The sequence below is a fragment of the Spartinivicinus poritis genome, from assembly GCF_028858535.1.
Lineage (GTDB): Bacteria > Pseudomonadota > Gammaproteobacteria > Pseudomonadales > Zooshikellaceae > Spartinivicinus > Spartinivicinus poritis.
Genome location: NZ_JAPMOU010000024.1, coordinates 15,629 through 29,739 on the forward strand (window position 1 = coordinate 15,629; position 14,111 = coordinate 29,739).

At 39.8% G+C, this 14,111-nt stretch carries 12 protein-coding genes; all 12 read right to left on the minus strand.

The genetic code is table 11. The annotated features are described in order from the left end of the window. Positions 1-58 precede the first annotated feature (58 nt). Positions 59-1,714: a hypothetical protein gene (locus ORQ98_RS17445; RefSeq protein WP_274690087.1), complete on the minus strand. Its 1,656-nt coding sequence runs from the start codon at positions 1,712-1,714 to the stop codon at positions 59-61. 69 nt (positions 1,715-1,783) lie between these two features. Then, entirely contained in the window at positions 1,784-2,962 is a 1,179-nt protein-coding gene (locus ORQ98_RS17450) for a hypothetical protein (protein ID WP_274690088.1), read from the minus strand. A gap of 17 nt (positions 2,963-2,979) precedes the next feature. Then, positions 2,980-3,942, minus strand: coding sequence for a hypothetical protein (locus ORQ98_RS17455; RefSeq protein WP_274690089.1), 963 nt, complete (start codon positions 3,940-3,942; stop codon positions 2,980-2,982). A 98-nt stretch (positions 3,943-4,040) separates the two neighbouring features. After that, positions 4,041-5,288, minus strand: coding sequence for a hypothetical protein (locus tag ORQ98_RS17460; protein ID WP_274690090.1), 1,248 nt, complete (start codon positions 5,286-5,288; stop codon positions 4,041-4,043). Between the two features lie 241 nt (positions 5,289-5,529). Further along, positions 5,530-6,093: a lysophospholipid acyltransferase family protein gene (locus ORQ98_RS17465; RefSeq protein WP_274690091.1), complete on the minus strand. Its 564-nt coding sequence runs from the start codon at positions 6,091-6,093 to the stop codon at positions 5,530-5,532. Between the two features lie 96 nt (positions 6,094-6,189). After that, positions 6,190-7,047: a TIGR02285 family protein gene (locus ORQ98_RS17470; RefSeq protein WP_342455211.1), complete on the minus strand. Its 858-nt coding sequence runs from the start codon at positions 7,045-7,047 to the stop codon at positions 6,190-6,192. A 394-nt stretch (positions 7,048-7,441) separates the two neighbouring features. Then, positions 7,442-8,719, minus strand: a complete 1,278-nt coding sequence (locus ORQ98_RS17475) for an NAD(P)/FAD-dependent oxidoreductase (RefSeq protein WP_274690092.1) — start codon at positions 8,717-8,719, stop codon at positions 7,442-7,444. A gap of 43 nt (positions 8,720-8,762) precedes the next feature. Then, positions 8,763-9,479, minus strand: a complete 717-nt coding sequence (locus tag ORQ98_RS17480; RefSeq protein ID WP_274690093.1) for a lysophospholipid acyltransferase family protein — start codon at positions 9,477-9,479, stop codon at positions 8,763-8,765. 198 nt (positions 9,480-9,677) lie between these two features. Continuing rightward, on the minus strand, positions 9,678-10,220 hold the full coding sequence (gmhB, locus tag ORQ98_RS17485; protein WP_274690094.1) for a D-glycero-beta-D-manno-heptose 1,7-bisphosphate 7-phosphatase: 543 nt from the start codon (positions 10,218-10,220) through the stop codon (positions 9,678-9,680). Between the two features lie 169 nt (positions 10,221-10,389). Continuing rightward, positions 10,390-12,480, minus strand: a complete 2,091-nt coding sequence (gene glyS / locus ORQ98_RS17490) for a glycine--tRNA ligase subunit beta (protein WP_274690095.1) — start codon at positions 12,478-12,480, stop codon at positions 10,390-10,392. Then, the gene (gene glyQ, locus ORQ98_RS17495) at positions 12,480-13,433 is read right to left on the minus strand and encodes a glycine--tRNA ligase subunit alpha (RefSeq protein WP_274690096.1); all 954 of its coding nucleotides are present in this window, start codon (positions 13,431-13,433) and stop codon (positions 12,480-12,482) included. The genes glyS and glyQ overlap by 1 nt, the downstream gene beginning before the upstream one ends. Before the next feature lie 188 nt (positions 13,434-13,621). Beyond that, on the minus strand, positions 13,622-14,062 hold the full coding sequence (locus tag ORQ98_RS17500; RefSeq protein ID WP_274690097.1) for a YtoQ family protein: 441 nt from the start codon (positions 14,060-14,062) through the stop codon (positions 13,622-13,624). Between the last annotated feature and the right edge of the window lie 49 nt (positions 14,063-14,111).

The following is a 14,111-nucleotide window of genomic DNA, read 5'->3' on the forward strand; positions in this document are numbered from 1 at the left end:
AGTACTTTTGCGTCAGCCTCTTAAAGGGGGAGACAGGAGGCCCTATTGTAAGGAGATTTTAATAGATATACTCTGGTGGTCTTGGTGGATCAATAATAATAGGGGGCTCAATAATAGGAGGCCATCTTGGTGGGTCAATAACAATAGGAGGGTCTATTGGTGGCCTTATTATACTGATATTCATGCACAGCCAATTAACCTCGTAGTCCTCACACTTTTTATCTGACTGATGTTTATTTAAACACTGTAAGCCTGTTCTGGGAGATAAGTTAAGTCTTTCTTTGAGAGTATAATGATTTTTTTTGTTTTTGGCTGAACGGGCTTGAATAGCAATAGGGTTTAGGCATTTTTTAGGTCGCTTTTCTACTTCACCAATAAAATTAGGTTTTTGGCTATTTTTCCAACCACTCCAATGATAGCTAATCTTCGGTGTTGCTGGGTTAGAAGAGCAGTGTGATGATGAGGACTTCCAACGAAGGTTATTATCAACTTTCCCTTTTATACAGTTGATATCTAAAATAGTACGATAGTGCTTAATGTTTTTGTTTGGTATTAGTAAACTCAGATTACCTTTTTTTTGCTGTAGGATTTGTTGGAAGTTTGCTTTAGGAATAAACTGACTGTTAGTATCGATAGTATTAGCCAATATTTTTCGTTTAACCCTATTTAAAGTAGTTGTGGTTCTTCTATCAAACTCAAGCTTAGTTTCAGTGAATAATGTTCTGCCTAGTGCATCTTGAAGTAATGTAGAGTCAGGTAATAAACCTGGCTCTCCTGGTCTTCCCATGTGTTTCAGTTGGATACCACATTGATTTATATCGTTACAGGAAAGTAACTGTTTCATTTTATTTCGAACAGCTTTTTTAGAAAATAGTGGGTTGATACCATTTCTTAAATCTTTAAAGGTAAAGTTGTATAGTTTTATCCAGTCTACATCTAGATTATACGTTTTAATGGGCTGAGAGCTGATAGACCAGTCAACAACACCTGTTAAAAGATGTTGCCAGCCTTCACCACTGGATAATAAGTTATTAATATCTGGCTTCCAGCCAGGTAAAGTAACTGCATCAAATGTAATTCTATTATTAGTGGAGCCAATTGTTGGCAGGTTAGAGTTTAAACTATAAAGTAAATTAATATTAATATCGTAAACTTGATCGGTACCTTTTAAATGGCAAATAGGTATTGTTACAAACGGATCTGAACCACCTTCTACAGGTATTTTTTCAATTTTACAATCTAAAGCCAGTTGACCATTTTCAATATCAAATGCAGTTGCTATAAAGTTAAGTTCTGCATACTGATATAGAGCAGGCATTATTCGTGTGTAGCCTTGTGCCCTTGCTTCTTTTATTAACTTAGCAAGCGAACTGGTATTTTCTAAGGTAGTAAATTGTCCTCCAAAGCCTACCATCTCTTCACCTAAAAAAGGTTGGTTTTGACCAAATAAAGTAACAGCATAAAAGCTAGGGATTTGCCACTGAGGAGCTCTAAGCGCATGGCTATATTCATTACTGTTTAATTTATAAGTTTGCTGAGCTATTGCCCCATATCGGGATATGTATTGTAGAGTTTTCGGTTGTTTTACATCTCTAATAATATGAAATTGATTTAGAACTTCAGCTGAAAAATTTACAGCACTGATTGTATTAGAGGAATTAATAAGTAATGGTATACTGCCTAGCAAAGCCAATTGCTTTAGTCGTTTTTTCATATATAAAATGTGTCCTTGTTGGCGATAGATATCGTTGAATATAAATTTTTTACATAGAGTAAAAATAAACTATTTATTTTTACTGCAATGATTTTTGCCAGATAAATCAGGACAGCTTTCATTTATCCAGCTTAAAAATAACTGCCTCATTGGCTTGGGCAGTGCAGGGGCTGCCATTGGCATGCCTGGGGAATGTGCCTGTATTCCCGTTTCTATTTCTAGTGATCTGACTTCCAGACGGCGCCAAATTTCCCATGGAGAGTTATTTCTTAACCACTGACTTATTGTTATTTGGCTGGTCGTATCAAAATATTGTTTTGCTCGTCCGTCAATACCGTGGCAATGAACGCACATACCATCTCTAAAAAAACGATCCCAGATATAACTGATAGCTTTATCATTTAGCTTTGTCGCTTTTTTTAAAGGCTTGCCTACAACAGTTTTACTTCGTTGATGAATACGCTGTTTGGCTACTTGATAGGATTGATTGAATAGTTGTTGTAAGCCTTTAGCTGTAGCTTTATTTACCTTAATAACAGGCATCGTTCGTTTACTACCAGGTTTTTCTAATAACCCATTAGTAAAATGATAAATCCAATCAGCAGAAAAAAGACTCAATCCTTGTTTATCGTAAGGGGCTATAGTGGACTCATGACAACTTTTACATTGTTGATTCCAAATCTTTAGTGCTTGTGTGTTATCTGCAGCTACTGTTGTAAAAATAGTCTTTGGTAAATCCTGGTTATTATTTAACTTGCTAATTACGTTGTTAAATTGTTGCTTATTTAATGCTGGATAAGCCAGCATAGTTGTGTACGGCACTTTAATTTTATTTAAGCTAACAGGTTGACGTAAAAAGTTGAAAAGTGCTTCAGGGGAAAACCTTGGTACATCATTAACAGAAAAAACGAGCTGTTGAGGTGCATGCATATAAGATAAAGGGGAGTGACTTAATTGAGAAAGACGTTTTTTACTTACAGGTAAAGCAAATCGTCTTTTATCAAACACCCCTGTATTAACATTAATAGCAACATCGTTAATCTCCCTATGACAGCCATAACACTGGCTATCACGCCAATGACCAAAGCCATTTGGAAATACTCCATCTATCGGTTTTACACGAGCTATTGTATGACAACCATAACACTCATCAACATAGCCAGCAGTTGCTGCTGGCTGTGAGTAAAAAACAATAAACGGCAGAAAAACAACGAATAAATAAACAGCTCGAAGCTTGTATGCAGTCATAAACAATACTATAAAAATCAGAAGCTAATACTGAACCTGGTAGTAGTTTGGCCTGCTTGTACTTCGATTGGTTTTAAGGCTGTTTCCTGGTCTATTTCAACATTAAACTCAACAAGCTTTTTTGGAGTCACTGGGTCGGTTACTGTTTCTTCAGTTGTATTTGAATTTACTTCTTCATCAGATAGCGGCTCGTGTTGATTGATAGCCTGAAGGTTAAAATTGTTAGTAAATAGTTGCCAATGTTCTTTTGTTTGCTGGTCAGTAGCAGTACTGAATAAAGTAGGGTTATTGATCGCTAACTTTAAAGATGAATATAAGAAATCTGGCAGTTTACCAGAGTAAGTTTGTTTTTCCTCATTAAAAGTAAGAATATTATCCTTAGCTAAAATACTGATAATATCAGGTTGAGAAATAGTAATAGGATCTATTTTGCTAGCAATATCTGCATGGAACTGAACAGCTTGGTTACTGTTTAAAAATTCAACTAGCTGTTGCTCTGGATGTTCTATGCCACTGTTAGCGAATTGCTCTTTTGGATAAATAATCTTTAGCTTGCATACACTTGGGTAACCACCAATAAAACTTTCCAGCTTATGGACAGTGTATAGCCTTTCAAGCTCTTGTACTAATGCTTCTGATGGCTCGCAAAGTGTTGCATCTTCCGGTAATAAATTAATCTTTGCATCAATAACATCATAGTTATTTAAAAAATCATAATAAATTTCATTATTATCTTTTCTTATACTGGGATTCAGTGTTACCCAAATAACTTTAGTATTTCTGTTTAATCGAGTTGGTCTAAGTGATTTTTGATAGTAGTTTTGATACCAGATAGGACCTTTCTTCAACTCTTTAACTGGTACATGAATAATGCCATTATCTTGTATCATTCGATCCCAATCTAAATCAGCAAAACGAATATTTTCTGCATAACTATAGCAAGCTAAGCTAGCTAAGCCTGCAGCCAGCAATTTCTTCATAATGAAATCTCCTCCGTGAATAGCAAGGACATCAACATAGTAATGAATATGTTGATGTCCACTAAAACTTTAAATGAATAGTTAATACATAAACCGTATTATTGTTGGTTTGCTATATCACGACATGCTGGATCGCCCATATCCCAAGACATTTTTCCACCTAAAGTACCGGTTACACAGCCTATATTCATAGTGGTTGCTGAGTTTTGAACAGTTCTGCCTGGGTTCCAGTATAAGTAGCGAGTTTCATTCTTTTTCACAAGAACTTTTTGGTAATTCGCTTTTAAGGTAAAGACAGAACTACGGCTTTTCTTCAGAGGATCAATTTGCGACTCTTGGTAAACAGCTACTTCGTTAAATAACTCTGTTTCAAGATCTTTTTGGAAAGCTCTTACTGCATCATTAAATGCTGCATCACTTGGAGGTTGATCCTTATATTGACCGTCAGAGTGAAGGAACTCTAATTTAACTCCGCATTGTTCTTCGTTAGGGCAAGTTGCTAGATTTTGGAAAAAGGCTTCAATCTCCACATCTACACAAGCAAAGTTATGAATGGACATATAAGTATGTGCTTGCTCAAAAATTTGTTCCCACTTAATTTTTGCGCGAGCAACTCTTGTTTTCCGCTCAGTACCAATTTCCCACTCAACATCGGCGGTGATTAAATCGTCCCATTGAGCACCATCATCAAGTTTATCTTGAATTAGTTGATCAAAACCTGGTAATAAGACTGCTTGGAAAGGAATATTTTGAGAGACTGTGCTTTTCCCCTGAGGGGCTCTGGAGTTTAGACGATACAGCATGTCTGTTGGGTAGTACTCTCCATCGAAACCTTTAACTTCACACTCTACAACTGTACCTAAACCAGTAATATCTTCGCTATCCTGACAGCGAACATCGGCTCTACCTGAACCAATATCAATTGCAGACACCATAAACTTAGCAGCTGCTTTGCTAGCAGGCGCGGCACGTACAGTTAAACCATAGCTTGATGCTTCATTATTTAAACGCTGAAGTGCACCTAGGCTACCAGATGTTGAAAATGAACCACCTAAGTTAACAATGGTTTCTCCCTCAAAAATGCCACGAGTGACCTCCCGAGAAGACGCTGCAAAACGTGGACGAGGAGCTGTTGTATGGGTTGCTTGTAGGGCAATATTACCTAATTTAGGTACATACCAGAGAATTTTATTATTATCTGAATCCGCAAATAAATCGAAGTTAGCCAAAACTTCTGCTGAAAAGTTTTGAGTAACTGGCTTATCTCTAGGATCCATCGGTGTGGCATTTATATTAATGCTGCAAGCAGCAATAGCTGTTGCTAAAATGAGCGCTTTTTTTTGCATCCATGACTCCATATTTCATTAATTTTTTTGTTTATTTTGAAACGGGAGTAGTGTTAAAAAATTAACAGGTGATTACAATCAGCCAAAAGTCTAAGCTATACCAAGGTATTAATTTTAATATGAGTGATATGAGAAAATATAAATAATAAAAATTCCATTAAGCTGAGTCGGTAAAAAAGTAAAAAGTCTTATAAACTCAGCATGAATGGATTAGCGACTATTTAGCTTATTAAGAAATCTGTCATATATAAGGTGTATAAAAGGCTTTGATAGACTTTAAATCTTTTTCAGGATTTTCGGTTAAATGAAATGTATATCCTAACCCAACAACCCTTTTTTTGTGATCAATAAAAGCAAGGTTAATGGGCACATTGGCATTTTTAGCTATATAGTAAAAACCAGTTTTCCATTGTTTTGTTTTGCTGCGAGTACCTTCAGGCGATATCACTAAAGAGAAGTGGCCACCCGCTTTAAAGTAGCTGGTAACCTGTTCAACCAAGCCAGATGATTTAGATCGGTCGACAGGAATACCACCGAGCCAACGCATTAATGGGCCTAGCCCCCATTTAAATAACGATTGTTTACCTAACCAGCGTACTCTTACGCCCATTTTCAAAGCCATGCCCAGGGTTATAAAAAAGTCCCAATTAGAGGTATGAGGAGCTGCTACTACAACCGATTGTGTCTGATCTGGCTTGTTTCCTTCAATTGACCATTTAGCCAATCTAAACAAAATAGCAGCAATTTTGCCTAAATAGTGACAAAGTTTAGTATGATCGAAAATAGTTTTCTGGTTGATTAACATTCAATTTACTTAAAGTAACTACTGATATACTGCCAGTTTATCACGAACTCACCCATTAGGCTTTGGTTAGCACTGAAAGCTGGATTTGTGTGCTAGTTATTGATTAAGAAATAGCTTATGTGAAAACTGTTTATGCCTTAAGGCTGCAGCATCATCTAGCCAGTACTCATAGAAAGAAAGATACTCAGGGGTATGCCGATGTTTTGTTAGAATTTGATTAATCTTATCTATGACCTCATAGCCCCATTTATTTTTTGAACAAGCCATGTAAGTCTTAGAATATAAAGGCATTTCTTTAACTGGCAAAAAACGAATAGCATTCTCATAACCATGCTTACGGGCAAAAAACTTAGCTTCCACTGGAAAACCAATGATATAATCTAAGTGATCTGCCATAAGCATTTGAAATAGGCCACTAAAAACATCAAGACCAACTCTTTCTATGATTGTTTTTTTGCCTTTATACTTTTCTAGAGCTTGTTGAATGCCACCAGCATAGTTTCTTCCTTTTGCAACACCCACGTTAAAGTGACTCTTTCCTATTAATTTATCAATAGATATATATTCGTTTTCATCAATATAAGGAGTGAAATCAACGAGTCTGTCTTTTTTAAAAACAACACCATTTGGTAAAACTAATAACCGTGGAATAGAGTATAAGATAAACTTTTCTCGTTTTTTGCTCTTAAACAGCCCAACAGTACAGCCGTTTCTTACTTTTAAGTCATGAACAATTCTAGAGTAATTTGCTGTAACAAATTGATGCTGAAATTCAGGCAGGTGTTTTACCATGAACTTCTCAGTTTGGTCATTGTATCCTTTGCCTTTGTCTGGGCCTTTAGATATTGAGCCAGGGGGGAAGTCTGCGTGATACCAAGTAATTGTCTCGCCCTTGAGTACAACAGGCAGGCAACTCAGTAAAAGCATAAAAATGACAGTAAATAGTTGCCTCATGGTTTATATAACAGCGTTAAGTTATAACTCTTCTAAATACCATGAAATATAGACCATAATAATAACAATCACCTCTTGATTGGCTTACAGGCTTAACTTGGCTTGTTTAATGATTCCGTAATAAAGCTACATTGCAGCTCTACTGTTTCCGTTGTCTCATAAGTCGGGAAATTCACTACATCACTGCTTTCTTCTTGATGCATAATCTTGTTGTACTTCAAGTGATTATTATAAGGCTTTGGAAGTACTTTATTACAATCAAGCTGTTGTTTTTTTAATCAAACTTGAGTAGTATTTTGTTATGGTTGATGGGGTCTCCGGCGAGAGTCTTATCTTTGGCCGTAGGCCCTTTTAACCACCCATACTCCAACCCAGCACTCCTTATTTTTAGCCTTTACAGTTTTCTTTGGGTCAATAGAGGTTTTGCCAGCCACTCTCTTCCTTTTAACATACCGTGCCAATAAACAGCAGGAAGCACTCTATGCTTCAGGTGCCAGGCTAGGCGACTGGGTTGAGTACCTTCATTGAGCCAGCTGGGAAGGGTAGGCGATACTTTACCTCCATATAAAAATTCGGCCAGGACGATTTTGCCTTTTTCTACTGTTAATGGGCATGAGCCATAGCCATTGTAAGCAACTGTTGGGTTATTTCCATTTAGGCAATGAATAACATTTTCAGCTACAACGGGGGCTTGTTTACGAGCTGCGGCAGCAGTTTTTGCATTAGGGGTAGAGCAGACATCACCCACCCCAAAGATGTTGTGATATTGAGTGTGCTGCAGTGTATCTGAATGAACACTCAGCCAGCCGTTTTCATCAGCTAAGGGGCTATTGCGAATAAAATCCGGTGCTAGTTGAGGAGGACATACATGTAAAAGGTCGAAAGGTTTTTCGATGTTTTTTTGTGAGCCCTCAGAATCGGTTAGAGTAAAGATGGCAGTTTTACTATTAGCATCTACTGCTGTTAAATTATGTTTATAGAAAAGGTTCACAGAATATTTACGGATATATTGCATTAAGGCTGGTACATACTCCTTTACACCAAACAAAGTATCACCTGCGTTATAAAAACCTAGCTGAATATTATTTAATCTATGGTGTTTAAGCCAGTGATCAGCTGATAGATAAAGTGCTTTCTGAGGAGCACCTGCACATTTAATGGGTAAAGTTGGCTGAGTAAAAATGGCTTGTCCGGATTGTAGTTGGGTAACCAGTTTCCATGTATAGGGTGCTAGCTCAAATGAGTAATTAGAAGTAATTCCTTGCCTGCCAAGTGCTTGTGGTAGCCCCTCAATAGCAGCCCAGTCTAGCTTGATACCTGCAGCGACAACCAAAGCTTCGTAATTGATGGTTTGATTGTTGGAAAGAATAACTCGGTTTTGTGCTGGCTTAAAATATTTAATTGCGTGCTTTACCCAAGTAGCTTTTTTGGGGATAACATCTGCCATTGGTTTTACTGTTTGTTTGGCTTTAAATACTCCAGCACCAACAAGTGTCCAGCCTGGCTGATAATAGTGGCAGTTGGCCGGATCAATAATAACGATATTTAAGTCAGGCTGGCGATTTAATAAACTGGCACTGGTTGCTATGCCGGCAGCGCCGCCACCCACAACAACGACATCATAATGAGAGGCTTTATTTTCTGTAGTTGAATTGGAAGTAAGGTGACTCATAAAGCATTCCTTTGCTAAGCCTATAAAAAACTACGTGAGAAAGTTAATTATCAATATTTGCTAATTGTTGCTCTGTCCATGCATGTAATTCATTACTTAGCTGTTTATGATTTTTATCAGAGGTATCAATTGGTTTTCCGATAACAACAGTAATCGTTCCAGGGTTCTTCAGCCACTGATGGCTTGGCCATATTTTGCCTGCATTATGGGCTACAGGCACAACTTGTTTAGCTGCGTTGATGGCTAACGCTGCACCACCAGAAGAGTATTTTCCTAATTTACCATAAGGTTTACGCGTACCTTCAGGAAAAATTAATACCCAGTTGCCTTTTTGTAATAGGGTTGTGCCTTTACTAATAATAGTTTTTAAAGAGCCGCGAACATCCTTCCGATTAATGGCAATAGGGTTTAGCAATCGAAAGGTCCAGCCAAAAAAGGGAATGGATAATAACTCTCGTTTAATCACTTGAGTTTGTGGACTGAAAATTGTTTGTAGGAAAAATGTTTCCCAAGTACTTTGGTGGTTACTAATAATAACACCAGCTGAGTCAGGAATATTTTCTGCACCAATCACTTGATACTGAACACCACACAGGTGCTTAGATAAGAATAAGGCAGTGTGACACCAAGGTTTGACGATAACCCGATGACGACGATTAGCGGGTAATATCGGCAAGCTGACACAACAAAAAATAAACCAGAACATAGTCCAGGTGCTTAATAGTGAATAAAATAACCCAGTCTTAATCATCCTCAGCATTCAAACAGCCTTATTTACTTAGGGCAACTCTAATAAATTGTTTATGGCCTCTGCGCAACCTGATGGGTGCTTGCACAAAGCGGCTTGTGAAGTGTAAGGCTGGTTGCCTTTCCAAGCAAGCCAACGCCGAGCAAGTACTCGGCAGGCTGCGAATTTTCCAGAAGGCCAGAGACAGTAAACAATTATTAGAGGTGCCCTTTAATCCTGTTTTAGCAAAGCTCTGGTGAACTCAGCTAGGTCTTTAAACACCGGCACATCATAAGACAGTTCGGGTAATTTTTTTAGCGTACTTTGACCTTTTCCTGTTGTAACCAGTGTTGGTTTGCAGCCTGCTGCTTCAGCTGCTTGCAGATCCCTTAGTGAATCGCCAACCACCCAGGTTTCTTGTGGATTAAATTGCAGTTGTTGGGCTAATTGGTAGATCAAACCGGGTTTAGGCTTTCTGCAATTGCAATTGTCATCTGGACCATGGGGGCAATAAGCAATCGCTGCAATATTACCACCTGCCTGGTTTACTAACTGCTCCATTTTGTTATGCATGGCAGTTAGGGTTTCAACAGTGAAATACCCCCTGGCAATGCCTGACTGGTTAGTTGCTATAGCCACTTGATACCCAGACTTACACAGCTTAGCTATAGCTTCGATGCTACCGGGAATAGGTAGCCACTCTTCTGGGGATTTTACAAAAGCATCGGAGTCTTGATTAATTACACCATCGCGATCAAGAATGACTAAAGACATTTATTTAATCCTGGCGCAGTTTTATACCTTTCATTGAGAGTATATTTTTCTACGCATTTACTACTAACACTAAGTGCCTACTTCTTATGAGGTTGTCGCAAAAACTGTTCCCCCCTTTTGCGACACCCTCTTTGATAAAGGGGGGCAAGGGGGGATTAGAAACGTGGCATCAAGAAGTTTGCAACAATGAAATATCCGCTACCTTCAGGAATAAATCCCGCAACTGTTGTAGCAACGCATAACGGTTTTGCCTGACTGCTGCATCATCCACATTAACTAGCACTTGGTCAAAGAAGGTATCCACATTTTCTTTTAATTGAGCCAGTAACTCTAGTGCCAGCGTGTATTGGCGGTGTTCAAACAGTGGAGTCACTTCCTGCGCCATCAGTGCTACTTGCTTAGCCAGGGTTTTCTCTGCATCTTCTACCAACAGGCTATCATCAACAGAGGCTGGGATATTAGTATCACCTTGCTTGGCTAAGATATTGGATACCCGCTTATTAGCAGCTGCCAAGGCTTCTGCTTCAGGTAGTTGGCGGAAATGCTCAACAGCTTTAACCCGTTGGTCGAAGTCTAGAGGTTGTACTGGCCGTAAAGCTTTAACAGCCATGAATACTTCAACAGGTAGACCTTCATCCTGATACCAGGCCCGGAATCTTTCTAAAATGAAGTCCAGTACGGTATTAGCAAGTGACTCAACTGAATCAAGCATTACACCTGCTGACTGATAGGCACTAATAGAATCTTCTATACAGGCTTTTATATCTAATGACAGCTCATTGGTTACCACTATTCTTAAAACACCTAGTGCTGCACGGCGTAATGCAAATGGGTCTTTAGTCCCTGAGGGTGGCTGACCAATACCGAAGATACCAACCAGCGTATCCACTTTATCTGCAATAGAAACAGCAGAGCCTGTCAGAGTCGTTGGGACCTGGTCACCAGAAAACCTTGGCATATATTGCTCATCAAGCGCTGCTGCCACTTCGGGGTTTTCATCATCATGCTCAGCGTAGTAGCGACCCATGATGCCTTGCAGCTCAGGAAACTCAAGCACCATGTCCGTTACCAGGTCTGACTTAGCTAACTCTCCTGCACGCTTAGCCTGACTGGTATCACCACCAATTTGCTCGGCAATATGACCGGCTAGTTGGCTGATGCGTGTAGTTTTATCGTAAATACTACCTAACCTGGCTTGGAAAATGATCGCTTTTAGCTGCTCTCGCCGGTTGGATAGACTCGTTTTCTTATCTGTTTCGTAGAAAAATGCGGCGTCTGCCAGGCGTGGCCTAATAACCCGCTCATTACCCGTAATCACTGTCTGAGGATGGGTGCTCTCAATATTGCTAACAGTAATAAAGTAGTTAACCAGCTTGCTGGCATTATCAACTACATGAAAATATTTTTGGTGCTCTTTCATGGAGGAGATCAGTGCCTCAGCAGGTACTTCTAAAAAGGCTTTATCAAACTTACCTGTTAAAGCAACAGGCCACTCAACCAAAGCAGTGACTTCATCAAGTAAGTCTTCATCTATGACAGCCCTACAGTTTATTGCTGAAGCCTGTTGTTCTACTTGCTGCTTAATTTGCTGTTGACGCTCTTTAAAGCAGGCAATCACTTTTCCTTGCTTATTCAGTTGTCTGGTATAGCTTTTAGGGCTTTCGATACTGATTGGCTCATTATGATGGAAGCGGTGGCCATAACTGACTCTATCTGCTTCAACACCCAAAAGGCTACAAGGAACAACGTGACTACCAAATAAAACAGTTAGCCATTGAACTGGTCGCACAAAGTCTTCGCGGCTGTTGCCCCAACGCATTCGCTTAGGTATTGGCAGGTTGTTCACAGACTTATCCACAGCCCCTGGGAGTAACTGAATAGTTTCTTTTCCCGGCTCTACCGAACGATAAACCAACCAGGCATTTTTACCTTGCTCAAGCGTCTCTAGCTCAGACACTGTAACGCCGCAAGAGCGAGCGAAGCCCTCAGCTGCTTTAGTAGGATTGCCTGCTTTATCGAAGGCTGCTTTAAGCCCTGGACCTTTCCGTTCGATGGTACGATCAGGTTGTTTATCCACAAGCCCTGTGATTAACACAGCAAGCCGGCGAGGAGTAGCAAACCACTGACTTGCATCAAATGTTAACTGAGCATCATTCAACTCTTTAGTGATGCCTTCAGCAAATGCAGTGGCCAGTTGTTTAAGTGCTTTAGGAGGTAACTCTTCAGTGCCAATTTCAACCAGAAAGTCTTGGCTTGCCATTATTTCTGCTCCTCTGCCAGTTTCGCCATAACCTCTGCTTTAATCTCGGGGTCAGCCAAAGGAAAGCCAAGGCGCTTTCTTGCGTCAAAATAGGCTTTAGCTACCTCGCGTGCCAGGGTACGCACTCGCAAAATATAGCGCTGACGCTCAGTCACTGAGATTGCATGGCGAGCATCCAGCAAATTAAAGGTGTGGGAAGCTTTTAATACAAACTCATAAGCAGGCAAGGGCAGGCTGTCTTTAATCATCCGCTTGCTTTCTTTTTCATAAAAGTCGAAGTGCTGAAATAGGGTGGCGGTATCAGCTTTTTCAAAGTTATAGGTCGACATCTCTACTTCGTTTTGCAGGAACACATCGCCATAAGTGACCTTACCCAGAGGGCCGTCGGTCCAAACCAGGTCATAGACTCTATCTACGTCCTGAATATACATAGCAAGGCGCTCTAGCCCATACGTGATTTCGCCTGTAACAGGGTAGCACTCGATACCACCTGCTTGTTGGAAGTAGGTAAACTGAGAAATTTCCATGCCATTTAACCAAACCTCCCAGCCTAATCCCCAAGCGCCAAGAGTCGGAGATTCCCAGTTATCTTCAACAAAGCGAATATCATGGACATTGCTATCAACGCCAATTGCTTTTAATGAGCCAAGGTAAAGCTCTTGGAAGTTTTTAGGTGAAGGCTTAATAACCACCTGAAACTGGTAGTAATGCTGTAGCCGGTTAGGGTTTTCACCATAGCGACCATCAGTAGGGCGGCGGCTAGGCTGCACATAGGCAGAGCTCCAGCGTTCCGGGCCAATAGAGCGCAAGAAGGTGGCAGGATGGAAGGTACCGGCCCCCACTTCCATATCCAGTGGCTGAAGTACAACACAACCTTGTTTGGCCCAATAGTCCTGCAGTGCAAGAATAAGTCCCTGGAAGGTACTTATGTCTGGCGTATTTTCTGTAGTCACAATGCCACCTCAAATAAGCACTCAAAAGTAAAAAAATGAGCAGGATTATAACCCGAATATTTCATCAAAACACGAAATAACAAGGGAGATTAGCTAAAAAACAGGTGTAGTAGAATGTTTTGCGGTGGGGATAAGCTTCTCCCACTAAAGAGAAGCTTAAAAAACAACCAATAAATAAAGTCTAATAGCTACTGGCAAATATACTGGAGTATTTCAACAACCTGTTCAGGGGTTTCAGTAACTGCAAGTGCCTGAGCATCTACTTCTTTCAATGGGTGAGTGAGTTCTGGTGAGTGCATAACAATAAGTGATTTACCTAGTGCCACTGCTTGCCCTGCGTCAAATGCAGCATTCCATTGTTTATACTTTTCACCAAACCTAACAACAACAATATCAGCAGCGCTAAGCTGCTTATTAGTGCGAATAGCATTTATTTTACTGGCTTTATGGTCTTTCCAAAAAGGCTTTTCTTCGTTACCTAAAATCCGGCTTCCGACTTCATCGCTGGCTTCATGATCAGTAACTGGGCTAACTAAAGTAACAGGGAGGTTGTGTTCTTTAATGGCGGTTTTAATTTTATCACGCCAGTCAGTGTGTATTTCACCAGACAAATAAACTATGTAGTTCATAACATCTCCTGTTACTTATAGGATGATTTTAAAACAGAGAAAGCATCAC

Excerpts from the sequence above, each read along its gene's own strand:
- gmhB (WP_274690094.1), bottom strand. The coding sequence starts at position 10,220 with ATGTCTTTAGTCATTCTTGATCGCGATGGTGTAATTAATCAAGACTCC.
- ORQ98_RS17475 (WP_274690092.1), bottom strand. The coding sequence starts at position 8,719 with ATGAGTCACCTTACTTCCAATTCAACTACAGAAAATAAAGCCTCTCAT.
- ORQ98_RS17470 (WP_342455211.1), bottom strand. The coding sequence starts at position 7,047 with ATGAGGCAACTATTTACTGTCATTTTTATGCTTTTACTGAGTTGCCTG.
- ORQ98_RS17450 (WP_274690088.1), bottom strand. The coding sequence starts at position 2,962 with ATGACTGCATACAAGCTTCGAGCTGTTTATTTATTCGTTGTTTTTCTG.
- ORQ98_RS17480 (WP_274690093.1), bottom strand. The coding sequence starts at position 9,479 with ATGCTGAGGATGATTAAGACTGGGTTATTTTATTCACTATTAAGCACC.
- glyS (WP_274690095.1), bottom strand. The coding sequence starts at position 12,480 with ATGGCAAGCCAAGACTTTCTGGTTGAAATTGGCACTGAAGAGTTACCT.
- ORQ98_RS17500 (WP_274690097.1), bottom strand. The coding sequence starts at position 14,062 with ATGAACTACATAGTTTATTTGTCTGGTGAAATACACACTGACTGGCGT.
- ORQ98_RS17460 (WP_274690090.1), bottom strand. The coding sequence starts at position 5,288 with ATGCAAAAAAAAGCGCTCATTTTAGCAACAGCTATTGCTGCTTGCAGC.
- ORQ98_RS17445 (WP_274690087.1), bottom strand. The coding sequence starts at position 1,714 with ATGAAAAAACGACTAAAGCAATTGGCTTTGCTAGGCAGTATACCATTA.
- ORQ98_RS17455 (WP_274690089.1), bottom strand. The coding sequence starts at position 3,942 with ATGAAGAAATTGCTGGCTGCAGGCTTAGCTAGCTTAGCTTGCTATAGT.
- ORQ98_RS17465 (WP_274690091.1), bottom strand. The coding sequence starts at position 6,093 with ATGTTAATCAACCAGAAAACTATTTTCGATCATACTAAACTTTGTCAC.